Annotated in this window: 25 protein-coding genes; 18 read left to right on the top strand and 7 right to left on the bottom strand. The window is 69.2% G+C overall.

Going from position 1 to position 24,065, the window contains the following annotated elements:
• Positions 1-177: 177 nt before the first annotated feature.
• Complete coding sequence (locus tag CJ197_RS08810; protein WP_102236369.1) at positions 178-873, bottom strand: type II toxin-antitoxin system PemK/MazF family toxin; 696 nt, start codon at positions 871-873, stop codon at positions 178-180.
• A 58-nt stretch (positions 874-931) separates the two neighbouring features.
• Here CJ197_RS08810 and CJ197_RS08805 point away from each other — a divergent pair, with 58 nt between their 5' ends.
• From CJ197_RS08805 to hemW, 5 genes are all read left to right on the top strand, one after another.
• A complete protein-coding gene (locus tag CJ197_RS08805; RefSeq protein ID WP_102236368.1) occupies positions 932-2,581 on the top strand; it encodes a circularly permuted type 2 ATP-grasp protein in 1,650 nt (549 codons plus the stop codon).
• Positions 2,578-3,498 carry an alpha-E domain-containing protein gene (locus CJ197_RS08800; protein WP_233190768.1) on the top strand — a complete coding sequence of 307 codons (921 nt, stop codon included), beginning with the start codon at positions 2,578-2,580 and terminating at the stop codon, positions 3,496-3,498. Before CJ197_RS08805 ends, CJ197_RS08800 begins: the two co-directional genes overlap by 4 nt.
• 159 nt (positions 3,499-3,657) lie before the next feature.
• Positions 3,658-5,538 carry a translation elongation factor 4 gene (lepA, locus tag CJ197_RS08795; protein ID WP_102236367.1) on the top strand — a complete coding sequence of 627 codons (1,881 nt, stop codon included), beginning with the start codon at positions 3,658-3,660 and terminating at the stop codon, positions 5,536-5,538.
• Between the two features lie 20 nt (positions 5,539-5,558).
• Positions 5,559-6,269 carry an MOSC domain-containing protein gene (locus tag CJ197_RS08790; protein WP_102236366.1) on the top strand — a complete coding sequence of 237 codons (711 nt, stop codon included), beginning with the start codon at positions 5,559-5,561 and terminating at the stop codon, positions 6,267-6,269.
• Between the two features lie 4 nt (positions 6,270-6,273).
• Positions 6,274-7,449, top strand: coding sequence for a radical SAM family heme chaperone HemW (gene hemW, locus CJ197_RS08785; RefSeq protein WP_102236415.1), 1,176 nt, complete (start codon positions 6,274-6,276; stop codon positions 7,447-7,449).
• Between the two features lie 9 nt (positions 7,450-7,458).
• On the opposite strand, the gene CJ197_RS08780 is transcribed toward hemW, so the two are convergent.
• Together CJ197_RS08780 and CJ197_RS08775 are read right to left on the bottom strand one after the other, a co-directional pair.
• Positions 7,459-8,040 carry a DUF4870 domain-containing protein gene (locus tag CJ197_RS08780; RefSeq protein ID WP_102236365.1) on the bottom strand — a complete coding sequence of 194 codons (582 nt, stop codon included), beginning with the start codon at positions 8,038-8,040 and terminating at the stop codon, positions 7,459-7,461.
• Between the two features lie 172 nt (positions 8,041-8,212).
• Complete coding sequence (locus CJ197_RS08775; RefSeq protein ID WP_102236364.1) at positions 8,213-9,088, bottom strand: DUF3097 domain-containing protein; 876 nt, start codon at positions 9,086-9,088, stop codon at positions 8,213-8,215.
• A 201-nt stretch (positions 9,089-9,289) separates the two neighbouring features.
• Between CJ197_RS08775 and hrcA the strand changes: the two genes are divergently transcribed.
• The 3 genes from hrcA (at position 9,290) to CJ197_RS08760 (ending at position 12,354) form a co-directional block, all read left to right on the top strand.
• On the top strand, positions 9,290-10,300 hold the full coding sequence (hrcA, locus tag CJ197_RS08770; protein WP_102236363.1) for a heat-inducible transcriptional repressor HrcA: 1,011 nt from the start codon (positions 9,290-9,292) through the stop codon (positions 10,298-10,300).
• 98 nt (positions 10,301-10,398) lie between these two features.
• Complete coding sequence (gene dnaJ, locus CJ197_RS08765; RefSeq protein ID WP_102236362.1) at positions 10,399-11,523, top strand: molecular chaperone DnaJ; 1,125 nt, start codon at positions 10,399-10,401, stop codon at positions 11,521-11,523.
• A gap of 42 nt (positions 11,524-11,565) precedes the next feature.
• The gene (locus tag CJ197_RS08760; RefSeq protein ID WP_102236361.1) at positions 11,566-12,354 is read left to right on the top strand and encodes a 16S rRNA (uracil(1498)-N(3))-methyltransferase; all 789 of its coding nucleotides are present in this window, start codon (positions 11,566-11,568) and stop codon (positions 12,352-12,354) included.
• A gap of 9 nt (positions 12,355-12,363) precedes the next feature.
• Here CJ197_RS08760 and CJ197_RS08755 read toward each other — a convergent pair whose 3' ends face one another.
• Positions 12,364-12,912 (bottom strand): NADPH-dependent FMN reductase, encoded by a 549-nt coding sequence (locus CJ197_RS08755; RefSeq protein WP_102236360.1) that lies wholly within the window; start codon positions 12,910-12,912, stop codon positions 12,364-12,366.
• A gap of 77 nt (positions 12,913-12,989) precedes the next feature.
• Here CJ197_RS08755 and CJ197_RS08750 point away from each other — a divergent pair, with 77 nt between their 5' ends.
• From CJ197_RS08750 to leuA, 8 genes are all read left to right on the top strand, one after another.
• Complete coding sequence (locus CJ197_RS08750) at positions 12,990-13,364, top strand: histidine triad nucleotide-binding protein (RefSeq protein ID WP_102236359.1); 375 nt, start codon at positions 12,990-12,992, stop codon at positions 13,362-13,364.
• The gene (locus CJ197_RS08745) at positions 13,361-14,407 is read left to right on the top strand and encodes a PhoH family protein (protein ID WP_102236358.1); all 1,047 of its coding nucleotides are present in this window, start codon (positions 13,361-13,363) and stop codon (positions 14,405-14,407) included. The genes CJ197_RS08750 and CJ197_RS08745 overlap by 4 nt, the downstream gene beginning before the upstream one ends.
• A 3-nt stretch (positions 14,408-14,410) precedes the next feature.
• Positions 14,411-14,872 (top strand): rRNA maturation RNase YbeY, encoded by a 462-nt coding sequence (gene ybeY, locus CJ197_RS08740; protein ID WP_102236357.1) that lies wholly within the window; start codon positions 14,411-14,413, stop codon positions 14,870-14,872.
• Between the two features lie 87 nt (positions 14,873-14,959).
• The gene (gene era / locus CJ197_RS08735) at positions 14,960-15,925 is read left to right on the top strand and encodes a GTPase Era (protein ID WP_102236356.1); all 966 of its coding nucleotides are present in this window, start codon (positions 14,960-14,962) and stop codon (positions 15,923-15,925) included.
• Between the two features lie 68 nt (positions 15,926-15,993).
• The gene (locus tag CJ197_RS15140) at positions 15,994-16,146 is read left to right on the top strand and encodes a hypothetical protein (protein WP_158239416.1); all 153 of its coding nucleotides are present in this window, start codon (positions 15,994-15,996) and stop codon (positions 16,144-16,146) included.
• A gap of 76 nt (positions 16,147-16,222) precedes the next feature.
• On the top strand, positions 16,223-16,477 hold the full coding sequence (locus CJ197_RS14895) for a hypothetical protein (RefSeq protein ID WP_146007739.1): 255 nt from the start codon (positions 16,223-16,225) through the stop codon (positions 16,475-16,477).
• Positions 16,474-16,812: a type II toxin-antitoxin system PemK/MazF family toxin gene (locus tag CJ197_RS08730; RefSeq protein ID WP_102236414.1), complete on the top strand. Its 339-nt coding sequence runs from the start codon at positions 16,474-16,476 to the stop codon at positions 16,810-16,812. The genes CJ197_RS14895 and CJ197_RS08730 overlap by 4 nt, the downstream gene beginning before the upstream one ends.
• Positions 16,813-17,002: 190 nt before the next feature.
• Positions 17,003-18,826, top strand: coding sequence for a 2-isopropylmalate synthase (gene leuA, locus CJ197_RS08725; RefSeq protein ID WP_102236355.1), 1,824 nt, complete (start codon positions 17,003-17,005; stop codon positions 18,824-18,826).
• A 19-nt stretch (positions 18,827-18,845) separates the two neighbouring features.
• Here leuA and CJ197_RS08720 read toward each other — a convergent pair whose 3' ends face one another.
• Positions 18,846-19,838 (bottom strand): DMT family transporter, encoded by a 993-nt coding sequence (locus tag CJ197_RS08720; RefSeq protein ID WP_233190766.1) that lies wholly within the window; start codon positions 19,836-19,838, stop codon positions 18,846-18,848.
• Between the two features lie 152 nt (positions 19,839-19,990).
• Between CJ197_RS08720 and CJ197_RS08715 the strand changes: the two genes are divergently transcribed.
• Positions 19,991-22,261 carry a M28 family peptidase gene (locus CJ197_RS08715; protein WP_102236353.1) on the top strand — a complete coding sequence of 757 codons (2,271 nt, stop codon included), beginning with the start codon at positions 19,991-19,993 and terminating at the stop codon, positions 22,259-22,261.
• Positions 22,262-22,324: 63 nt separating this feature from the next.
• Here CJ197_RS08715 and CJ197_RS08710 read toward each other — a convergent pair whose 3' ends face one another.
• Positions 22,325-22,918, bottom strand: coding sequence for a 2'-5' RNA ligase family protein (locus tag CJ197_RS08710; protein ID WP_102236352.1), 594 nt, complete (start codon positions 22,916-22,918; stop codon positions 22,325-22,327).
• A gap of 12 nt (positions 22,919-22,930) precedes the next feature.
• Positions 22,931-23,647, bottom strand: coding sequence for an EcsC family protein (locus CJ197_RS08705; protein ID WP_102236413.1), 717 nt, complete (start codon positions 23,645-23,647; stop codon positions 22,931-22,933).
• A gap of 193 nt (positions 23,648-23,840) precedes the next feature.
• On the opposite strand from CJ197_RS08705, the gene recO reads away from it, so the two are divergent.
• Positions 23,841-24,065 (top strand): DNA repair protein RecO (gene recO / locus CJ197_RS08700; protein ID WP_102236351.1); only part of this gene is annotated, 225 nt, incomplete at its 3' end.

The raw sequence follows: 24,065 nt of genomic DNA, 5'->3' as shown, positions 1-24,065 counted from the left end.
GGGGAATCGCCTGGAGACATCGGCGCCGGATCGCCGACCCGGCTACTCGCCCGGGTGCCACACGCCGCGCCCCCTGACACGGCGGGGACCCGTCGGCGCACACCGGACGGTATGTCACACATACAGCGCGCCACGCTACCAGATCGCAGGCCGCGCACCGAGCTCATGTGCCGGGAATTACGCCGTGTCACCGCTGGGTGCGGGGAGGTCATCGGACCAGCCATGCACCGTGCGCACCGCCTGCGCCACCTGGGCGAACCGTGCCTCATCCAGCCGTGCACCTTCCCGGCGCACCGCCGCCGGAGCCAGGCGCAGCAGACGATCCACCCGCACCTCCGAGGGCCGCCCCTTCGCATCCCAGGCGCCGCTGCCCACATCCGCCCAGGTCGCACCGTGCTCATCGGTCATCACCGCACCGGAGTCGGCACGATCCCGCGAGGTCAGCATGAGCGCCACGAGCACCTCCCCGCGGCCATCCGTACCGCCGCGCGAGGCATCCTCCTCCGCGAGCACGAGCACCGGCCGGTCCTTGCCGCGAGTGATGTCCTCCTCAAAGGGCACCCACGCCCACACCACCTCGCCGGGATCCGGGTCATCATCCAGCCGCGGCGCATAGGTGATCTCCACCGGCGTGCGGGGATCCCGATCCGCGAGCGCCGAAGACTCCCGCTGGGCATCCGAGCCCTCCCGCGTCGGCCCGTCATCCGGCGTCGCCCGGTCCGGGTCTGCGGGGCGCGTCGCGGCCCCGCGACCGCCCCGCTGCTCCTGGAGCGCGCGCACCCCGGCCCGGCCCAGATCGCGCACGGAGCGGCGCACCTGCGGTGAGCGCAGCGCAGAGCGCACGAACGAGGTGAGGCGAGAGCCGAGGGCCATGGCAGTCACTCCTGGGAAGCGCAGCGGAACAGGGCACAGTTCTGTGAGAATCGTAGGCATGCCCACCACCTCGCCCACTCCCTCTCTGTTCGACGACATCCCCCCGGGCATCCGCGGGGACGAGATGTTCGCCGATGACGGCTCGGTGCGCCCCACCACCGCGGCCCTGCATGAGGCTCTGTCCGGGCTGGGCCTCGAGGAGTTCCGTGCCCGCTCTGAATCTCTCGCGCGCAGCTACCTCGACCAGGGCGTGACCTTCGACTATGCGGGAGAAGAGCGGCCCTTCCCGATCGATGCGATCCCGCGGCTGATCGACGCCGCGGAGTGGAGCCGCGTGAGCGAGGGCGTGGCCCAGCGCGTGCGTGCGCTCGAACGACTCCTGGATGACCTGTACACAGAGCGGCGGGCCATCGCCGACGGGGTGCTGCCCGCCCAGCTCGTCAGCTCCTCCACCTACGTCGTCGAAGCGATGCGCGGATACCGGCCCCCGAACGGCGTGCGCATCCACATCTCCGGGATCGACCTGGTGCGTGAAGGGGCCGATGGTGCCTTCCGCGTGCTGGAGGACAACGTCCGCACCCCGAGCGGTGTCAGCTACGTGCTGTCCAACCGGCGGGCCATGGCGCAGGGCTTCCCCGAGCTGTTCGCCGATACGCCTGTGCGGCGCGTCGGCGAGTATCCCGGGCGTCTGCTCGCCGCTTTGCAGGCCGCCGCCCCGGGCACCGCGGGGGAGGAGCCCACCGTCGTCGTCCTCACCCCCGGCCGATACAACAGCGCCTACTTCGAGCATTCCCTGCTGGCCCGCACCATGGGCGTGGATCTCGTGGAAGCCTCCGATCTCGTCGAGCGCGGCGACCGCATCTACATGCGCACCACCGCCGGGCTGCGCCGCGTGGACGTGATCTACAAGCGCACCGACGATGACTTCATCGACCCGGAGGTGTTCCGCCCTGATTCGATGCTCGGCGTACCCGGGCTCGTGCGCAGCGTCCTGGCCGGGAATGTCACGGTCGCCAACGGCATCGGCAACGGGATCGCCGATGACAAGCTCACCTACACCTACATCCCGGACCTCATCCGCTACTACCTCGGCGAGGAACCGATCCTGCCGAACGTGGACACGTGGCGGCTCGAGGAGCCCGAGGCCCGCGAAGAGGTGCTGGACCGCCTGCACGAGCTCGTGGTCAAGCCCGTGGACGGCTCCGGCGGCAAGGGCATCGTGATCGGCCCCGCCGCGACCCTCGAGGAGCTGAGCGCCCTGCGCGAACGCCTCCTGGACGATCCGCGCGGGTGGATCGCCCAGCCCGTTGTGCAGCTGTCCACCATCCCCACTCTGGTGGAGGAGGGCATCGAACCGCGCCACGTGGATCTGCGACCCTTCGCCCTGAACAGCGGGGATGATGTGTGGGTGCTGCCCGGCGGGCTCACCCGCGTGGCCCTGCCGCGTGGGGAGATGATCGTGAACTCCTCCCGCGGCGGCGGCTCGAAGGACACCTGGGTGCTCGCCACCAGCCGACCCGCCTCCGGCCCCACGCAGTCGGATGCCACGCAGTCCGCCACCCAGGAGAGCATCGAAGCTCCCCTGGACGAGGAGTACGACGCCTTCGAGGACATCCCCACCGAGGACACGGAACCATCGGCCCCGGAACCCGAGCCCGTGACCGCCGCCATCCGGATCATCGACGCCAGCGAGGAGACCGCCCGATGATGCTCAGCCGCCTGGCCGACTCGATGTTCTGGATCGGCCGCTACGTGGAGCGCGCCGACCAGACCGCTCGCATCCTCGACGTGAAGCTGCAGGCCATTACCGAGGACGCGGCCCTGGACGTGCAGGAGGCCTGCGCCGGCCTGTACGCGATCTTCGGGATCACCGATGTGGCCGACGCCGACCGCACCGTGCAGCGCGTCCTGGATCGGCTGGTGACCGACCGCCGCAACCCCTCGTCGGTAGCCGGTGCCCTGCAGACCGCCCGGGAGAACGCGCGGGGCGCCCGCGAAATGCTCTCCACCGAGGTGTGGGAGTCGCTGAACACCACCACCCTGGGCCTGCCGCGGGGCGTGCGGCCCAGCCGCATGCACGGCACCTTCCAATACGCCAAGGACCGCTGCGCCGTGTTCACCGGGCTCATCGAATCCTCCATGACCCGCGATGAGGCGTGGCTGTTCTGTCGCATCGGCCAGCAGCTCGAACGGGTGGACATGCTGGCCCGCAATCTGCAGGCTCACGATCTCGAGCAGGCGACCGATGCGTCGACCGTGACGCTGCTGCGCTCGTGCGGTGCCCATGAGGCGTACATCCGCTCCTACCGCGGGCGCGTGCGCAGCACGAGCGCGATCGAATTCCTGCTGCTGGATTCCATCTTCCCCCGCTCGGCCGTGCACTGCCTGGCAGAGCTGGATGCAGCGCTCGAGACGCTCGCGAAGCTGCATGGCTCAACCTTCGATCGTGTCGGCACCGCGGAGCCGAGTCGACGGATCGTCGGGCAGGCGCAGGCGAGTCTGCGCTTCCGGGCGCTCGAGGAGATCCTCACGGATTTCGACCAGGAGATGGAGCAGCTGCAGCTGGTCACCGGCGCCATCACCCGCGGCCTGGGCAGCCGCTACTTCGACCCGGACCTCACCTGAGCGCCCGGACTGGGTGGGTCTTCGAGCTGCTGAGCGCCGCGGGAGCTGTGAGGTTGCGCCTGCCCGCGCGCCGGGTACGCGACGCCCCGCGCGCCCCGTGAGACCATAGGACGATGCCCGGCGCAGCAGCGCCCGGCCCCGCCATCGACGAGAGGACTGCTGCCGGTGACCCCGAGGATCGCTGCCGACCAGGCGACGGACATCCAGCCCGCCGCCACCGCCCAGGAGCGGCTGCGCAACTTCTGCATCATCGCGCACATCGACCACGGCAAGTCCACGCTGGCCGACCGGATGCTGCAGATCACCGGGATCGTCGAAGAGCGGCTGATGCGCGCCCAGTACCTCGACAAGATGGACATCGAACGCGAGCGCGGCATCACCGTGAAGTCCCAGGCGGTGCGCATGCCCTGGCAGGTCGACGGCGACAACTATGCGCTGAACATGATCGACACCCCCGGGCACGTGGACTTCACCTACGAGGTCTCCCGCTCGCTGGCCGCCTGCGAAGGCGCGATCCTGCTGGTGGATGCCGCCCAGGGCATCGAGGCGCAGACGCTGGCGAATCTGTACCTGGCGATGGAGCACGATCTGACGATCATCCCGGTGCTCAACAAGATCGACCTGCCCGGCGCGGAACCGGAGAAGTACGCCGCAGAGATCGGCCAGCTCGTGGGCGTGGACCCCGAGGACGTCCTGCGCGTCTCCGGCAAGACCGGCGAGGGCGTCCCAGACCTGCTGGATCACGTGGTGCGCACAGTGCCCGCTCCGGAGGGCAACCCCGATGCGCCCTGCCGCGCGATGATCTTCGACTCCGTCTACGACACCTACCGCGGCGTGGTCACCTACGTGCGCGTGGTCGACGGGCACCTTGAGGCCCGTGACCGCATCGACATGATGTCCACCGGCGCCCACCACGAGCTGCTCGAGATCGGCGTGAGCTCTCCGGAGCCGAAGCCGAGCCCGGGCATCGGCACCGGTGAAGTGGGCTACCTGATCACCGGCGTGAAGGACGTGCGCCAGTCCAAGGTGGGCGATACCGTCACCACCTCCGTGCGGGGTGCCGAGGAGCCGCTGCCCGGCTACACCGAGCCCAAGCCCATGGTGTATTCGGGGCTGTTCCCCATCGACGGCTCGGACTATCCGGCGCTGCGCGATGCGCTGGACAAGCTGAAGCTCAACGATGCCGCCCTCAGCTATGAGCCGGAGACCTCCACGGCGCTCGGCTTCGGGTTCCGGGTGGGTTTCCTGGGGCTGCTGCACCTGGAGATCATCCGTGAGCGGCTCGAGCGCGAGTTCGACCTCGACCTCATCTCCACCGCCCCGTCGGTCGTGTATCACGTGGTGATGGAGGACGGCACCGAGGTGGAGGTACTGAACCCGTCGGACTTCCCCGCCGGGAAGGTGCATGAGATCAGCGAGCCCGTCGCGAAGGCCACCATCCTGGTGCCCAGCGAGTTCATCGGCGCGGTCATGGAGCTGTGCCAGTCCAAGCGCGGGAGCCTCGGTGGCATGGACTACCTCAGTGAGGACCGCGTCGAGCTGCGGTACACGCTGCCGCTGGCAGAGATCGTCTTCGACTTCTTCGACCAGCTGAAGTCCCGCACCCGCGGCTACGCGTCTTTGGACTACGACGTGTCCGGCTCGCAGGTTGCGGACCTGGTGAAGGTCGACATGCTGCTCCAGGGCGAGCCGGTGGATGCTTTCAGCGCCATCGTCCACCGCGACAAGGCCTACAACTACGGCGTGGAGATGGCGGGGAAGCTGAAGAACCTCATCCCGCGCCAGCAGTTCGAGGTGCCGATCCAGGCCGCGATCGGCTCGCGCATCATCGCCCGCGAGAACATCCGCGCCATGCGCAAGGACGTGCTGTCCAAGTGCTACGGCGGCGATATCTCCCGGAAGCGCAAGCTGCTGGAGAAGCAGAAGGAGGGCAAGAAGCGCATGAAGAACATCGGCTCTGTCGAGGTGCCGCAGGAGGCGTTCATCGCCGCGCTGTCCTCTGACGCCGCCGATTCCTCCAAGGACGGCAAGAAGAAGTAAGGCCGGAGCTCGGGAGATCGATGAGCACACGAGCAGTCACCGGGAGCCTTGCCGCCATCTGCCTGCCGCGTCAGCTGTTCCCGGTCACCACCCGGGGCCGTCTGATGAGCGGCATTGACAAGCGCCCCGTCGACGGACCCATCCAGGTGCTCACCCACGGCATCTGGGGCGATGTGCAAGGGGACCGCGAGCACCACGGCGGCCTGTTCAAAGCCGTCTACGCCTTCGCCCGGGAGCAACGGGAGGCGCTCGCACGCAGCACCGGACGCCAGTTCCCCGACGGCTTCTTCGGCGAGAACCTCGTGACCGCCGGTATCGACACGGACGGCGCCGAGATCGGCGAGCAGTGGCGCATCGGCAGCACCATCCTCGAGGCCACCTGCCAACGCACCCCCTGCGGGACCCTCGCCGAGCGGGTGGGGGACCCGCGCTTCGGTCGACGCTTCACCGAGCACGGCCATCCCGGCACCTACCTCCGCGTGCTCCAGGAGGGGGAGATCAGCGCCGGTGATGCGATCGAGGTGATCGGTCGGCCCGGGCACGGCGTGTGCATCCGCGATGCCTTCCGCGGTCTGAACGCTGAGCAGGCAGCAGCTGTTCTCGACTGGTCCGCGACGAGCGGCACTGTGCTGTACAGCTCTCTCGTGAACGCCGCCGTGCGGGCGCTCGAGAAGTCCGGCAGCGTGCGTTCCCATCCAGCAGCGCTGACCTCTGATGGCCGGGGGAGCTGAGTCGATGCCTTCCCGCGACGATTCGAGCCCGCAGCGCGCGCTGTCGGCCTACATCCACATCCCGTTCTGTGCGGTGCGCTGCGGCTACTGCGACTTCAACACGTACACGAACGCGGAACTCGGTGGCGGTGGCTCACAGCGCGAGTACCCCGCCAACGCGATGCGGGAGATGGAGCTGCAGCTCGCCGATGACCTTGCCGCCGGGTACCGCTACGAACGGATCGCGACCGTGTTCTTCGGGGGCGGCACCCCGACGCTGCTGCCCGCCGGTGATCTCGTGGCCATGCTCGCGCATTTGCGCTCCCTCATCCCGCTCGCCCCGGACGCGGAGGTCACCACCGAGGCGAACCCCGATTCGGTCACCCCGGACTCCCTCGCCGAGCTCGCTGCGGGCGGTATTACCCGCGTGTCCTTCGGTATGCAGTCCGCGGTCCGCTCGGTGCTCGCCACCCTGGATCGAACCCATGATCCGGACCGCATCCCCCAGGTGGTGCAGTGGGCGAAGGACGCCGGACTCGCCGTGAGCCTCGATCTGATCTACGGCACCCCGGGGGAGTCCCTCGCCGATGTCGAGACTTCGGTCCGTGCCGCCCTGGACTGCGGGATCGACCATCTTTCCGCGTATTCACTGATCATCGAGGGCAATACGGCGATGGCCCGGCAGCTGCGCCGCGGGGAGATCACCGCCCCGGACGGCGACGACATGGCCGACAAGTATGAGCTGATCGATGACCTCACCCGCGCCGACGGGCTTCAGTGGTACGAGGTCTCCAACTTCGCCCGCACCCGCGCGGACCGCTCCCGCCACAACCTCGCTTACTGGACCGGACGCGACTGGTGGGGCATCGGCCCCGGCGCCCACCGCCATCGCGACGGCGAACGCTCCTGGAACCTCAAGCATCCCAGCCGGTACGCCGCGCGCCTTGCCGACGGGCGGCTGCCCGTTCAGGAGTCCGAGCAGCTCACGGCCAAGGACCGCCTCGTGGAGCGGATCATGCTCGAGCTGCGGATCGCCGATGGGCTCGAGGTCACCGTCATCCCCGAGCAGCGGCGTCACCTGCTTGCCGTCCACGCTGAGCGCGGTCACCTGGAGGCGGACGCACTGACGGCCGGCCGCGCGGTCCTCACGCGAGCCGGCCGTCTGCTGGCTGATGCGGTCATCCGTGACCTGGTGCCCTGAGGGCGCCGCTCACTTCACCAAGCGCAGGTTCAGCGGGTAGTTCCAGTACTCGCCCTGGTTGGCCTTGACCGCCCCGATGATCGCGAAGATCAGCTGCAGCAGCGCGGGGATCCCCACCAGCGGGAAGAGGAACGACCCGAGGCCGAGGGTGATCACCGTGAGGATGGTGATGACGACGGTGAGCACCACCTGGGCGATGAGCACCGCGATCGCGCCATTGAGGGCCTCCGCGGAGTGGTAGCGCACGAAGCGGTCACGATCCTTGTAGATCAGGAAGATGATCAGCGGACCCACCCAGCCCAGGAAGCCCCAGGAGACGACGTGGCCGAGCACCACGGCGAGCTGCGACAGCATCGCCCACAGGCGCGAGTCGGAGCGGTTGATGGGTTCGCCGCTCAGGGGACCGTCATACACGCCCGCGGTGCCGGGAGCCGGCTGGTCCGGGGCCTGGTCGTAGGACCCGCCGGCGGTATGCGGGGCCTGCTGGGCGCTCTGCGGAGACGAGAAGGCAGGCTGCTGAGAGCCCGCGGGCTGCGAGGTCTCCGACTGTGGGGAGGAGTACGGGTCGTGGGGGTACGGGCTCTGGGTCATCTCAGGCTCCTTCCGGGACCACCGGGAGTGGTCTGTGCGTCGATGACCCCAGCCTAGAGTTCGATGACCCGTGCGTCCTCGTGGACAGCCGCCGAGGACGGTGGGGGTTTACCCCCAGAACGATGGAGACGACGAGGCGACGCCGGGTCGATGCTCCGCTGCGGCGATCCCGTCAGCTCTGCTCGACGGTCACGAAGTCGATGAGCTCCTCGATGCGGCCCGAGAGCGTCGGCTCCACATCGGCGTAGGACCGCACCGTGGCAAGGATCCGCTTCCATCCCAGACCGATGTCAGCGGCATCCTCATGCGGCCAGCCGAGCGCCGCGAGGGTGCCGACCTTGATGTCGGTGCCGCGCGGGATATGTGGCCACTCGCGCAGACCCACGCGGGCCGGTTTGATCGCCTGCCACACATCCACATACGGGTGCCCGAGCACGGCGACGTTCCCGCTCGCGCCGGGCAGCGCCATCACCTCAGCCGCGATCCGCGACTCTTTCGAGCCGCGCACCAGGTGATCCACGAGGATTCCGAGCCGCCGCCCGGGAGAGGGAGAGAAGTGCTGCACCCGCTCGACGAGGTTGTCGGCGCCCTCGAGCTGCTCGACGACGATGCCTTCGATGCGCAGATCATGCCCCCACACCTTCTGGATCAGCTCGGCATCGTGGGTGCCCTCCACCCAGATGCGGGAGGCCCGGGCCGTGCGGGCCTTCGCCCCTTCGACATACACGGAGCCGGAGGCGGAGCGCTTGGGACCGCGTGCGGCGCGCGGTGCGGGGCGTGTGAGCACGACGGGCTTCCCGTCGATCATGAAGCCGGGACCCAGCGGGAAGGTGCGGCGCACACCGCCACGGCCCTCGAGCTCCACCACGATCTCGCCGGCGATCTTCTCCAGACGCTGGATCGCGCCGGTGAAACCTGTCGACGCCTCTTCGACCACGAGGTCGCGCTGCACGGGAACCTCGCGTGTTACGGGTCGCTGACGGTGATGGGCGGGTGGGCCGGAGGACAGAACGTCATGGCCGTACCGGTCGGGGAAGGAAGCAGGCACGCGCGTCACCGTACACGGGGGTGGTGCACAGCGCGCGGAACCGGGTGACGGGGCGAGCGCGTCGTGTCCCCTCGTGGCGAACGCCTCCCTGATGACCGGCGCGTCGGCGCGTAGGATTGGCACCTGGCACCAGTGAGTGCCAGAGTGCTGGGTGGCTATGTGCCCAGCGCGCATCCTGAGCGTGGACCGTGAGAGAGGGAGGTGAGAGCGACGGACGCCCGGAAGCTGCAGATCCTCGGCGCGATCGTCGAGGACTACGTCTCCACCCGCGAGCCCGTCGGCTCGAAATCCCTCCTGGAGCGCCACGAGCTCGGTGTCTCCGCCGCCACCGTGCGCAACGACATGTCGGTCCTGGAGGAAGAGGGGCTGATTCATCAGCCCCACACCTCCGCCGGACGCGTTCCCACGGACAAGGGCTACCGCGCCTTCGTCGATCACGTCGCGACGATCAAGCCGCTGTCGGCCCCGGAGCGTCGCGCCATCCGCACCCTCCTCGAGGGCGCCGGAGACGTCGAGGAGCTGCTGGCCCGCACCGTCCGGGCTCTTGCCCAGCTCACCCAGCAGGTTGCGATGGTGCAGTACCCGGCGCGCAAGCAGGCCCGGGTGCGGCACGTCGAACTCGTGAAGGTCGCCGACAGCCTCCTGCTGCTCGTGCTCATCACCGAATCCGGACGCGTGGACCAGCGCACCGTCCCCGTTCTCGCGGGACAGCCCGCCGAGTACTACCTGGACCTGCGCGATCAGCTGCTGCGTGTGGTCGCCGGGCGGGAGGTCACCGACCTCGCCCAGCCCCTCACGGACTACCTCGAGGATCTCAGCCCCGCTGAACGCCCCGCGGCAGCAGAGGTCGCCGAGGCCCTCGCAGCGCTCGCGGCCACCCGCGTGGAGGACCGCATCATGATGGCCGGCACCGCGAACATCGCCCGCTCCGCCCAGGACTTCGCGCGCGATGTCGAACCGCTGCTGGATGTTCTCGAAGAGCAGCTGGTGCTCATGCGGCTGTTCACCGAAATGCACATCCGCCCCGGCGATGTTGAGGTGCGCATCGGCTCTGAACTGCACGACGAAGCCCTGCATCGCGCCGCGCTGGTGGGGGCCGGGTACGGCGCCGGTTCGCACCTGGCGATCCTGGGGCCGCGCCGCATGGACTACGTGACCGGCATCTCCACCGTCCAGGCGATCGCCCGCTACGTCTCCCGCTATCTCGAGTAACCCCGTGTGCCCCGGCGCGACAGGCCACATCGGCCCCTTGTCCGCCGCACGCCGACCCCCGCCGCCTGCGCGGCCACCGACCCTGCGAAGGACCCTGAGTGAACGAGGACTACTACGACCTGCTGGGCGTCTCCCGCGATGCCTCCACCGAGGAGATCAAGAAGGCGTACCGCAAGCTCGCCCGCACCCTCCATCCGGACGTGAACCCAGATCCGGAGGCCGGCGAGAAGTTCAAGAAGGTCTCCCAGGCCTATGAGACGCTCTCCCACGCCGACAAGCGTCGCCAGTACGACATGGGCGGCGGACCGGGCATGGGCGGCTTCCCCGGCGGCGGTGCCGGCTTCGACTTCACCGACATCTTCGACATGTTCGCCGGGGCCTCCGGGATGCGCGGCCGCTCTCAAGGGCCCGTCCCGCGTCGCCGCCGCGGCGGGGACGTGCTGCGCCGCGTCAAGATCGACCTGCGCAGCGTCGTGTTCGGCACCGAGGAGAAGGTCACGTTCCGCACGGCCGTGTTGTGCGAGCGTTGCACCGGCTCGTGCTGCGAGCCCGGCACCAGCCCCACCCCCTGCACCGCGTGCAACGGTTCCGGGCACGTCCAGCGCGTGGCCCAGTCTCTGCTGGGGCAGATGGTCACGATGGCTCCCTGCCCCACGTGCGATGGGCACGGCGATGTCATCGAATCGCCCTGCACCGCCTGTTCCGGTCACGGCCGCACCGCCGCCGAGCGCACCGTCACCGTGCGCGTCCCCTCCGGGGTCGAGAACGGCACGCGGATCCAGCTGCGCGGCGAAGGTGAGGTCGGGGAGGCCGGCGGCCCGGCCGGTGACCTGTTCGTCGAACTGTCCGTCCGCGATCACGAGTTGTTCGAGCGCGAAGGCGATGACCTCGTGACCACCCTGGCGATCCCGATGACCTCCGCAGCCCTCGGCGCGACGATCCCCCTGGAGACCTTCGACGGCGCCCAGGACGTGGACGTGGCCCCCGGTTCACAGCCGGGGGAGGAGATCACGCTGAAGGGACTGGGCGTCACCCCGCTGCGCCGGGAACGCCGTGGCGACATCCGGGTTATCCTCGACGTGGACGTCCCCACCTCCCTCAGCGAGGAGGAACAGGACCTGCTGCGCCAGTTCGCAGCACTGCGCGGGGAGGAAACCACCCGCCGCCCCGTCAAGGGCCAGGGTCCCTTCGCCCGGCTGCGCGAACGCCTGCGCGACCTCTGAGACCACGCCTGAGACCGCACCGCACCTGGAGGAAGCGCGCCCATGCCCACCACGCCGCCCGGGTTCCTCATCGACGATGACGCCCTCGCCCGTGCGAGCGAGGGAGAGCAGCTGACCCTCGCCGGGGACGAAGGGCGGCACGCGGCGAAGGTCGCGCGCATCGGCGTGGGGGAGCAGGTGCTGCTCACCGACGGCCCCGGCCGACAGGTGCTCGCCGAGGTGATCGCCGCCCGCAAGGAGCAGCTGGATCTGCGCCTTCTGAGTGATCCGAGCCCCGCCGTGGAGCGCCTGCCGCGCCTGGCGCTCGTGCAGGCCCTCGCCACCGGCGGCCGGGATGAGCAGGCGGTGGAATCCGCGACCGAGCTCGGCGTGGACCGCGTGATCCCGTGGATCGCCCAGCGCTCGGTGTCCGTGTGGCGCGGCGAGAAGCTGCGCAAGGGCCGTGCGAAATGGGAGTCGACGGTGCGGGCCGCGGTCAAGCAGTGCCGCCGCCCGGGCATTCCCGTGGTCGAGGACGCGATGAGCACCGCGCAGCTGACCGCCCGGCTCGGGGACCTCGTGCAGTCCGGTGCCCTGGTGCTCGTGCTGCACGAGCAGGAGTCCCGCGCGCTCATGAGCCTTGTTGATCAGCTGCGGATGGCGAGCGCCGACGGCGTCGAGGAGATCGTGATCATCGTCGGTCCCGAAGGCGGGATCGAGCCGGCCGAGCTCGAAGCGCTGAGTGGTATCGGCGCCCGCTCCGTGCTGCTGGGCCCGGAGGTGCTGCGCTCCTCGACCGCTGGACCCGCGGCCCTTGCGGTGCTCAGCGCCTTGGTGGGGCGCTGGGGCTGAGGTTCGGGTTCAGGTGTCGGTGCGCTCCGTGCGGGTGGGATTCAGCAGCCGGGCCACAAGCCCGCGCAGCGCGGCGGTCTTCTCCTCGGCGATGTGCAGCGTGCCGTCCTCTTCGAGGTCCGGGCCGAAGCCCAGCCCGATGCTGCCGACCACGTTGGCCTTCAGACGCCGCATGAGCTTCTCCAGCAGCGGCAGCACATCGGCGGCCTCACCCCAGCCGTAGCCGACCAGCAGCGTGGGCAGCTTCTCCCACTCTTCGTACAGGTAGTCGATCGCCGTCTTGAGCTGTCCAGGGTAGGAGCCGTTGTACTGCGGGGTGAGGATCAGCAGAGCATCCAGGTTCGTGATCCGTTCACCCCATGCCTGCGCGTGGTGGGACTCCTTGGGGAGGCCCTTCTTCGGGCTCGTGGAGCCGTCATAGGCGGGCAGCGCAAGCTCCCGCAGATCGATCAGGTCGATGGTCGTATCCGTCGGCACGGCCTGGCGAACCCAGGTGAGGACGGAATCGCCCACACGATTGGGGCGGGTGCTCGCAAGGATGATCCCAAGAGTCGTCATAGTGCTTGAAACTTCTCATAGCCTGGTGGGGTGGCACAACAGCAAGAGGCGCAGATCGCTCCCGTAGACTCGCTGACATGGGTACCTCCACCACCGAGACCAGCGCGCTGCGTCGTGACGCGGAGTGCATCTTCTGCAAGATCGTCGCCGACGAGATCCCCTCGGACCGCGTCCATGAGGACGAGCGGGTCATCGCCTTCAAGGACCTGCAGCCGCAGGCACCCGTGCACGTGCTCGTGGTCCCGCGCGAGCACCATCGGGATGTCACCGAGCTGGCCGAGGACCCCCAGCTGCTCTCGCACGTCGTGGACACCGCCCGGGACGTCGCCGCCCAGCAGGCCGATGGCGACTTCCGCCTCGTGTTCAACACCGGTGCCGGTGCCGGGCAGACCGTCTTCCACGTGCACGCGCATGTCCTCGCGGGCGGCCAGCTCGCCGAAGGAGAACTGTGACAGATCCCCTGCAGCCAGCCCCCGGCCGCACCCCCGAGGTTCACGAGCGCAAGCTCGCGATCCCCGATCACCTCAGCCCCTTCCAGGTCCTGGGCGAGAATGACCAGGCCCTGGCTGCGCTCGAGGACGTCGTCCCCGATACCGATGTGCACGTGCGCGGCCACCAGGTGACCCTGCGCGGCACCGACGAGGCCCTGCGCCGCAGCGAGCACATTATGCGCTCCCTCATCGAGATGGCCGCGAAGGGTCAGCCTGTGACCGCCGAAGCAGTCCAGCGGGCAGCGAACCTCTACGGCGATGACCGCGCCCAGGGGGCCCGGCTCGAGGAGGTGCTCAGCCGCACGATTCTCTCCAGCCGCGGCCGCACCATCCGCCCCAAGACCATGGGGCAGAAGAGCTACATCGAGGCGATCGAATCCTCGACCATCACCTTCGGGATCGGCCCGGCCGGCACCGGCAAGACCTACCTGGCGGTGGCGATGGCAGTGCAGCAGCTGCTGTCCAAGCAAATCAACCGGATCATCCTCACCCGCCCGGCGGTGGAGGCGGGGGAGCGCCTGGGCTTCCTGCCCGGTTCGCTGAACGAGAAGATCGACCCGTACCTGCGGCCGCTGTACGACGCGCTGCACGACATGCTCGACCCCGAGTCGATCCCGCGGCTGATGGGCGCCGGGACCATCGAGGTGGCGCCGCTGGCGTACATGCGCGGACGCACTCTCAACGACGCGTTCATCATCCTCGACGAAGCGCAGAACACGACGCCCGAGCAGATGAAGATGTTCCTCACCCGCCTGGGGTTCAACTCCACCATGGTGGTCACCGGCGATGTCACGCAGGTGGATCTGCCCGGCGGGCAGAGCAGCGGTCTGCGCGTGGTGGAGCAGGTGCTCTCCGGCGTGGAGGACATCTCCTTCTGCCGCCTGTCCCCACGAGATGTGGTGCGCCACCGCCTGGTGAGCGACATTGTGGAGGCCTACGGGCGCTGGGAGATCCGCCCCGGCGGCAACCGGGATGCCCGTCGACGCGCCGAGAAGGGGAGCTGAGAGATGACCATCGAGATCCGCAACGAGACCACCACCGTGGTGGACGAGCGCGAGTTCGTCGCCCTGTCCCGCTTCGTGTTCGAGGCGATGCACCTGCATCCCGCCACCGAGATGTCGATCCTGTTCGTCGACGAAGAGGCGATGGAGAAGCTGCACGTGCAGTGGCTGGACCTGCCCGGCCCCACCGACGTCATGAGCTTCCCGATGGACGAACTGCGGCCCGGCACCGCCGAGGACCCCACCGAGGAGGGACTGCTGGGTGATGTGGTGCTGTGCCCGACGGTCGCCGCGAAGCAGGCCGCCGAGTCCGGACATAGCGCGGTGGAGGAGATGCTGCTGCTGACCGTCCACTCGATCCTGCACCTCCTGGGCTATGACCATCAGGAAGAGGAGGAGCGTCGCGAGATGTTCGACCTGCAGCGCAAGCTCCTGCTGACCTTCCTCGCCACCCGCTCCGCGAGCTGAGACCGCACCACCCCTGAGACCACCTGCCCGGCCCGTGCTGTGCGACCACGCACCGCAGCACCATCGGCCCGGACCATGAGGAGACCGATGACCGCCGATCAGACCCCCACCGCGCTCGACGCCGAGCATCGCGCGGGCTTCGTGGCCCTCGTCGGTCGCCCCAACGTCGGCAAATCCACCCTCACCAACGCCCTGGTGGGGGAGAAGGTCGCGATCACCTCCACCAAGCCGCAGACCACTCGCCGGGCCATCCGCGGGATCGTCACCCGCGAGGATGCGCAGATCATCCTCGTGGACACCCCCGGGATGCACCGGCCCCGCACCCTGCTGGGGGAGCGGCTGAACGACCTCGTGCGTGAGACCCTCACCGACGTCGACGTGGTCGGATTCTGCCTGCCGGCCGATCAGAAGATCGGCCCCGGCGACCGCTTCATCGCCCAGGATCTTGCCGAGATCCGCTCGGGCCGCCGCGGCCCGCGTGTCATCGCGATCGTCACCAAGACCGACCTTGTGCCGCGCGCGGCTCTCGCCGAGCACCTCATCGCGGTGGACCAGCTGCTGGACGTCGATGAGATCGTGCCGATCTCCGCCGTCCGCGGCGAACAGATCGACGTGCTGCTCGACGTCATCACGAAGCACCTGCCCACGGGCCCGCAGCTGTACCCCGATGATCAGCTCACCGAGGAGACGAGCGATGACCGCATCAGCGAGCTGATCCGCGAGGCGGCCCTCGAGGGCGTGCGCGACGAGCTGCCGCACTCCATCGCCGTGGTGGTCGAGGAGATCGTCGAGGAGCCCCTGGACGGCGACCCCTTCGCCGAGGTTGCCGAGGGGGAGGGGCGGCTCGTGGTGCGGGCGAGCCTGTTCGTCGAGCGCGAGAGTCAAAAGGGCATCATCATCGGCCGCGGCGGCTCGCGCCTGAAGGACGTCGGCACCCGAGCCCGGCGCGAGATCAATCAGCTCATGGGCCGAAAGGTGCACCTGGACCTGCGGGTCAAGGTCGCCAAGGACTGGCAGCGCGACCCCAAACAGCTGGGCCGCCTCGGATTCTGAGCGTCCGAATGGCTGACGTCACACTGGGCGCGGGATAGTCGAGTAGGGGACGCGCGGAGGGGGATCCGATGAGCAATCACTTCACGACACCTGATGCTGGGACCGCTGGGCTCACTCTGCCGCGCTGGCTCGGAATGACGCTGCGGCTGATCGGCAGTCTGCTCGCGCTCGTCGCGGGGCTGCTGTTCGCCCCGGGCGGGGCGCCACCCAGCCCATCCTGAGCGCGACGTCTGGTCGATGAAGCGAGGACCGATTGTTGCCGTGACAGGGGATGCCTCCATGGGTCATACTCGGAGTATGAAGACTGCTGTATCCATCCCAGACCCACTGTTCCACGAAGCGGATCTTGTAGCCGAGCGCTTGCAGATCTCGCGCTCCAAGCTGTATGCGCGGGCACTTTCAGCATTCCTTGCCAGCCAGGACGAAGATCCGGTGACAGCACAGCTCAACGCGGTTGCCGATGCGATAGCCGCTGATTCCGAGGCAGAGCGACCCGAACCGGGGCTTACCGAGGCTCGTGCGGCGATTGAAAAAGGGGACTGGCAGTGGTGATCCGTGGCTCCGTGTGGTGGATCGACTTCGGTGACCCCTTCGGCTCGGAGCCTGGCTACCGCCGTCCTGGCGTCGTCGTCTCCTCCGATCGCTTCAATGCATCGCGGATCTCCACGCTCCACATCGTCCCCCTCACGACGTCGCTTGGTTGGTCCGCAGCACCCGGGAACGTCGAGATCGCTCGCGGCACGGCTGAACTCCCCAGGGACTGTGTGGCGAACGTCAGTCAGACGCACGTTGTGGATCGCCGTCGGCTTGATCAACGCATCGGCGACCTGCCCATGGAGATCATGTCGCGCATCGACGCCGGTCTTCGCTTGGTCTTCGACCTGTGAATGCCACGTCCCTGGCCGCACCGTCCACGATGCGAGCGTGGCGCGGAGGGCTCGTCCCTGGTGCTACGGTGACGCTCATGCGCTGCGGCCTGCTGCTTCCACGCCGCGACGAGGTCTGATCCCGCCGGGTACTCGTCGCGGCTGACAGCGTGCCCCGGCGCCGCCCCGACGCAGAAGGATCCCCTTGGACATGACCACCCCGCAGCAGAACACCACCACGTCCGCGACAATCGCCGCGACCGCGGACCCGGCGGTTCCCGTCGTCGGCTCCACCGGTGACGCCCCCCAGCAGTCCTCCGGCATGCCGATCCACAAATACCTGCCCTTCCACGAGCAGATCCGCGTGGACCTCCCGGACCGCACCTGGCCAGGCAACCGCATCACCCGCGCCCCCCGCTGGTGCGCCGTGGACCTGCGCGACGGCAACCAGGCGCTCATCGACCCCATGAACTCCGAGCGGAAGCTGCGGATGTTCGAGCTGCTGGTGCGCATGGGCTACAAGGAGATCGAGGTCGGCTTCCCCTCGGCCTCACAGACCGACTTCGACTTCGTGCGCACCCTCATCGACGACGGGCACATCCCCGACGACGTGACCATCCAGGTCCTCACCCAGTCCCGCGAGCACCTCATCGAACGGACCTACCAGGCGATCGCCGGTGCCAAGCGTGCCGTCGTGCACCTGTACAACTCCACCTCCATCGTCCAGCGGGACGTGGTGTTCCGGGCCGATGAGGACCAGGTCCTCGACATCGCCGTGCAGGGCGCGCTGCTGTGCAGGAAGTACGAGGAGACGATCCCGGACACCGAGATCACCTACGAGTACTCCCCGGAGTCCTTCACCGGCACCGAACTGGAGTACGCACTGCGAGTCTCCAACGCCGTGATCGACGTCTTCCAACCCACGCCCGAACGCAAGATGATCATCAACCTGCCGGCGACGGTCGAGATGACCACCCCCAATGTGTATGCCGACTCGATCGAGTGGATGCACCGCAACCTCGACCGTCGCGACAGCATCGTGCTGTCCCTGCACCCGCACAATGACCGCGGCACCGGCGTGGCCGCCGCGGAGCTCGGCTACCAGGCCGGCGCCGATCGCATCGAAGGCTGCCTGTTCGGCAACGGCGAGCGCACCGGCAACGTGGACCTGGTGACGCTGGGCCTGAACCTGTTCAGCCAGGGCATCGACCCGCAGATCGACTTCTCGGACCTCCCGGAGATCCGCCGCACCGTCGAATACTGCAACCAGATGCCCGTGCCCGAACGCAGCCCCTACGGCGGCGATCTCGTGTTCACCGCCTTCTCCGGCTCCCACCAGGACGCCATCAAGAAGGGGCTCGAGCGCATGGAGACCGACGCCGATACGGCCGGAAAGAGCGTCGATGACCTCGTGTGGCGCGTCCCCTACCTGCCGGTGGATCCCAAGGATCTGGGCCGTTCCTACGAGGCTGTGATCCGCGTGAACTCCCAGTCCGGCAAGGGCGGCATGGCCTACCTGCTGCGCACCGAGCACGGCCTGGACCTGCCGCGCCGCCTGCAGATCGAGTTCTCCGCGATCATCCAGCAGCACACCGACTCCGAGGGCGGCGAGGTCAGCCCCGCGACCCTGTGGGACGTCTTCACCGACGAGTACCTGCCCTCTGCCGAGGAGTCCCGTCGCTGGGGCCGCTACGGCTTCCGCGATGTGCGCCAGGAATCCACCGGCGATGGCGCGGACCGCATCACCGTGGGGCTGCTCGTGGACGGCGAGGAGCGCGAGGTCACCGGCATCGGCAACGGTCCGCTGGACGGCTTCGTGCGGGCCCTGGCCGAGCACCAGATCGATGTGCGGATCCTGGACTACGCCGAGCACGCCCTGACCGAGGGCGACGACTCCCTGGCCGCCTCGTACATCGAATGCGAGATCGGGGACGCCATCTACTGGGGCGTGGGCATCGACGGATCGATCACCCGCGCTTCGCTCGAGGCGATCATCTCCGCACTGAACCGGGAGCATCGCGCCCGCGTCGCCTGAGGACGCGGGATCGAGCGGATCACTCCTCTCGCAGGTCCTCCTCGGTGAGGATCGGCATCTCCCCGGTGACGGTGTGGTGCGTGGCCACGGGGATCTCCCCGTCGTTGATCGCATCGGCCGGCGTGGGGCTCGGATCCTCCGCGGCACCGCGGGCGGTCAGAGTCACCCCGGCCGATGCCGTCACCACGAGCACCGCCGCGAGAACCTTCAGGACCGTGATGCCCTGGGAGAGCAGCAGCACACCGGCCAGCAGCGCGATCACCGGCTCGAGACTCAGCAGGATCCCGAACACATGGCGCGGCAGGCGCCGCAGCGCGGACAGCTCGAGCGAGTACGGCAGCACGGAGGCCAGCAGCGCCGTGCCGACCGCGAGCAGTAGCAGCGGGGGTCGGGTGACTGCCTCCACCACGCCCCCTGCGCCGAAGGGCACGAGCACCAGCGCGCCGATCGCAAGCGCTGCCGCGAGCCCGCCCTGCCCCGGCACGAGCTGCCCCACCCGGGCGCTGACCAGCACATACAGGCCCCAGAACACGGCTGCGATGAGCGCGAACAGCACCCCGATGACGTCCAGCTGGGCGACCCCGAGCATGGATTCGATCCCGAACATACTCACGCCGAGCAGCGCCAGCAGCACCCACAGCAGGTCGCTGCGCCGCGTGGACAGCACGGCCGCGAGCGTCAGCGGCCCCAGGAACTCGATCGCCACCGCGGTGCCCAGCTCGATCCGGGATATCGAGACGTAGAACGTGCCGTTCATCGCCCCGAGCACGAGCCCGAACCCCAGCATCGCGAGCCACTGCTCCCGGGTGTAGCGGTGCAGGCGCGGCCGCACGAGGACCAGCAGCACGAGCGCCGCGATACCGAGGCGCAGCGTGGTGGTGCCGAACGGCCCGATCTCAGGGAACAGCTGCACGGCCAGCGCCGAGCCGAACTGCAGCGACAGGCACGAGCCGAGGATGAACAGCACAGGCATCGCCGATACCGTCGGCTGCGGGGAAGAAGCGGTGGTCACAGCACTAACTGTGCCTGGTGACCAGGGCCGGCGTCCACGTCATCTCGCCCACGCCGCAGCACCCCACCGACCCGGTCACGGCGGGGGTACATTCCGATCCGGTCACCGATGCGAGATCGTTCGGCGGTGCCGGTGCGGGGAGCGGTAGATATATGTCCATGGACGATGACGCCCACCGTGTTCAGCCCGCTGCGGCCCGGCCAGGGGCCGACGCCCACGGCACCGCTGTGACGGCGCGCGCTGCGCAGCTTGTGCCGCTGCTGCTGATCATGCTTCTCGTGCTCGCGCTGCTCGCAGGCATCAGTTCCCGCAGCGTCACTCCGGCACTCGGCGATGACGCGCCCGCGGACCGTTTCAGCGCCAGCCGTGCCGTCCAGGCCACCGCAGGCATCGTCGAGGTTCCCCGTCCGGGTGGGACCCCGGCGAATGACGCCGCGCGCGAAGAGCTCTCCGCCCAGCTCACGGATCTCGGGTTCACCGTCACCGAGGATGAGGGCATCGGGGTGCGATCCACCCCGGAGCGCACTCGCACGGGATACGTGCGCAACCTCGTCGCCACCCGCCCGGGCACAGATCCGACGGGCACGATCGTGCTGGCCACCCACATCGACTCCGTCCCCGGTGCACCCGGGGCGGCCGATGCCGGCATAGGCCTGGCCGTCATCCTCGAAACCGTCCGAGCGCTCGGCCCTGAGGCGCTGCGCAATGATCTTGTGGTCCTGCTCGTGGACGGGGAAGAGCGCGGGCTGCTGGGCGCCGAGCATCACCTGGCCGGGGCCGGGGCGGACCTCACCGCTCCGGTCGTGGTGCTGAACCATGAGGCACGCGGCATCACCGGTCGGCCCCTGCTCACCCGGGCCCATGGTCCGATGCACCGCATCGTCGGCGCCGCCCCGCGCCCCGAGTTCGAATCCTTCACCGATGCGCTGTTCGCGATCATCCCCAACGACACCGACTTCACCGTGTACCGCGAAGGCGGGTGGTGGGGCTTCGACATGGCGATCATCGACGGGTCCTTCGCCTACCACTCACCGCTGGATGACTCCGCGCACCTGGACCACGACACGCTGCAGCACTACGGCGATCTGACCCTCGCCCTCACCCGCGACCTCGCTGGACGGGACCTCGCCGAGCTGAGCGCCCACACCCAGGAGCATCCCGTCCAGACCACGATGCCCTTGGGGATCCTGCAGATCCCGCCGCTGCTGCTGAGCATTCTCGCGGTCCTCGCCCCGCTCGCCATCGCCGTCACCATCGGGATCCGGCGCCGCCGCGCAGAGATCACGATCCGCGGCGTCCTCGCCGGAGCAGTCTGCGCCCTGGTAGTCATCGCGGGCGGTGTGGCGGGCGCTGTAGGACTCTGGACAGTGGTCTCCACCAAGGTGCCGCACATGCTCTCGCGCACCGTCGCCGAACCGGTTCGCGCCCACGGCTTCATCCTCGCCGAGCTCCTCCTGGCCCTTGCCATCGTGCTCCTCGGCCTCGTGCTCGCACGGATGCTGCTGCGTCGCGCGAGCCTGCTGCTCGGGACCTCACTGGTCGTCACCGTGCTGCTGGCGGTACTCGGAGTGGCCTGGCCGGCGCTCGGCGGATCGATGCTGCCGCCCGCCGTCGTCGCGGCCGCTGGGATCCTCGGTAGCACGATCGCACCCCCGGTGCTCTCAGTGCTGCTGCGGGCAGCGGCGATCTTGCCCACCGGCTGGCTGCTCGGCACCCAGTTGTCCTCTCTCACCGAGTTCGGCATCGCCTCTGCCGCCGGGGCCTACGCCGGCACCGCGCTCATCGCCCTCGGCGCCGCCGCTGCCCTGTGGCTGCCGCGCACCGCCGACCCGGTACCGGATCGGATTCGTCGGCCCCGTCGCCTGCTCGCCCCCGCTGCGGTGCTCATCGCCACCGCAGCGCTGAGTCTCGGCAGCACCTGGTGGACCCTGCGCGCCCCGGAGCCCATGCAGGAGAGCGTCATCGCGACGGTCGATGCCGCCACGGGGCAGACCCACTGGTACGTCAGCGGCATGAGCGCGTGGGGGCGTGACCTCGATGGCACCACAGCCCAGTCCACCATCGAGATGCCGCAGGTGCGCACTGACGGGACGTCCGGTGGCCGCAGCACCGTCACGGTCACCGCGGTGCGTGACGGCACCGAACTGTGGATCGACGCGGCCGAGGGTCCGCTGCGCGAGATCACGATCGACGGCACCCCCGTTGCTGCCGCGGAGGGGCAGGACGGCATCGGGCAGCTGCAGATCGCCGGGATCCGCGCCGGTCAGAATGTCGAGATCACCCTGAGCGCCGCGCCGGGAACGGAGCTGTCGGTCACGGAGGTCACGTACGATCCCTCACTCGCGCAGGGCTGGAGCGAGCCCGGGGCCGATGTGGTCCTGATGCAGCCACGCTTGGAGGTCACCACCACAGTGCAGCTGTGAACGCCCGACAGGTCCGGCCGCCCGGCCGCTGAGCCATCCGCACCGGAGACAGCCGCAGATGGGTCAGTCGCCGAGCGGCACGGTCGCGAGCACCTCGTGGCGGGGCCCGCCGCCGCGCCCCTCTCCGAGATGGGATGCCACCAGCTCGATCTCCCGGGCTTCCCAGATCGGCCCCCGATAGATCGACAGGGCATGCACCGCTGAATCCAGCAGCACCTGTGTGGGATCCGGCGGGGCGGGCTCGCCGCGTCGGCGCCGACGTGGCGGACGCGGGGCCCGTGCGGAGATCCGGGCGACCGTCAGATGGGCTCGACGCCGCTCACGATCCTCGCCCTCCAGCAGCGGCTCGGCCATAAGAGCCCCCAGGCGGTCCGTCTGCCCGCCCACTCCGATCCACAGGGTCCGATGGGAGAACACCCCGGCCCCGACCAGCTGCAAGGACATCGGCGCGTACCCGGCAGCGATGCCCTGCAGGTTCTCCAGCGCATCGTCGAGGGCGCCTGCGGGCAGATCCGCTCGGAAAGCGAGCGTGAGGTGCCACTGCTCCGGATCGCCCCAGCGCAGTGACAGCCCGGCGGCAGCGCGCACCTCGGTGAGCGCATAATCCAGATGCTCCAGCGCAGCGGGGGAGGGGCGGAGGGCGGCGAAGAGCCTCATCCCGGCAGGATCTCACGCCTGGGCGGGGAAAGCCTCCTGCGCGGCGCGCGCGATCTTGCTCAGCTGACGCCGATCCGACCAGGCTCCGAGGATCGCGCCCGCCCCGGGGATCGCCTTGCCGAATAGCCGCACCGACCGCAGCGAGAACCGGCGCAGCAGACGCCCCCCGATCGCATTGATCAGCTGATGCTCGGGCCGTCCCTTCATCCCCCGGGCGACGGTGCGGGCGGCGACCCCGGCGACGGGGCCCAGCCCCACGTTCTTGAGCACCTCGCCCTGCTCTTCGCCCAGCAGCGCGGCCATCACCCGCATTCGGATCTCCTCATCGTCGAGGTCATAGCCGCGCACCGCGGCGATCGCCCCCACCATGCGGGTGGCCTGCACATAGAACTCGACCACGTTGGTGGGCAGCAGGATCGGCAGGGTCACGAAACCGCCGAGGCCCGTGAGGAACCCGCCGGCGGTGACCCCGCGCCGATGCGAAGCGATGATCCTGCGCACCGCCTTATCGGCCCGGCGCGCGCCCCGTCCGCGCAGGGCCCGATCTGCGACGGTCTGCGCCGAGGAGTAGGTGAGCTTCCCGTCCAGACCCCAGTCGCGAATGATCCGCACGATCCGTTCGAGCGGTCCACCCGCAGCGGGCTCCGCCCCGGAGCGCGCCTGTTTCATGGCCTCGCGGGCAGTGCGGGTGGTCTGCTTGTCGCGGCGCAGCATCGAGAAGATGCCCATGTCTGCCTCCTGCGGGGGGCCGGTGCCCCGGATCGGTGCTGTGACGGAGTCCATCATGCCCTGGATGCCCTCCTGCCCGCTTTGCCCCGACCAGGCGGACGGACCGGCGGGACGAGCCGAGCAGCGGCCCGTGAGCGACACCGCGGCCCAGCTGCCCGGCCCCGGTGGCCAGCCCACGTAGGCTCGCGGTGACATGGCCACCAAGCTCTACCGTGACGATGCGATCGTCCTGCGCACCCACCCGCTGGGGGAGGCCGATCGGATCATCACGCTGCTGACCCGTCGGCACGGGAAAGTGCGCGCCGTCGCCAAGGGGGTGCGTCGCACCGGCAGCCGCTTCGGCGCCCGCCTCGAACCGTTCAGCCTGGTGGACGTGCAGCTGCACGCCGGGCGCTCTCTGCACACCGTCACCCAGGTG

This window comes from Brachybacterium sp. UMB0905, from assembly GCF_002871795.1.
Taxonomy (GTDB): domain Bacteria; phylum Actinomycetota; class Actinomycetes; order Actinomycetales; family Dermabacteraceae; genus Brachybacterium.
Note: the sequence above shows the minus strand (reverse complement) of the source record. Positions and strands in the feature narration are given on the sequence as shown.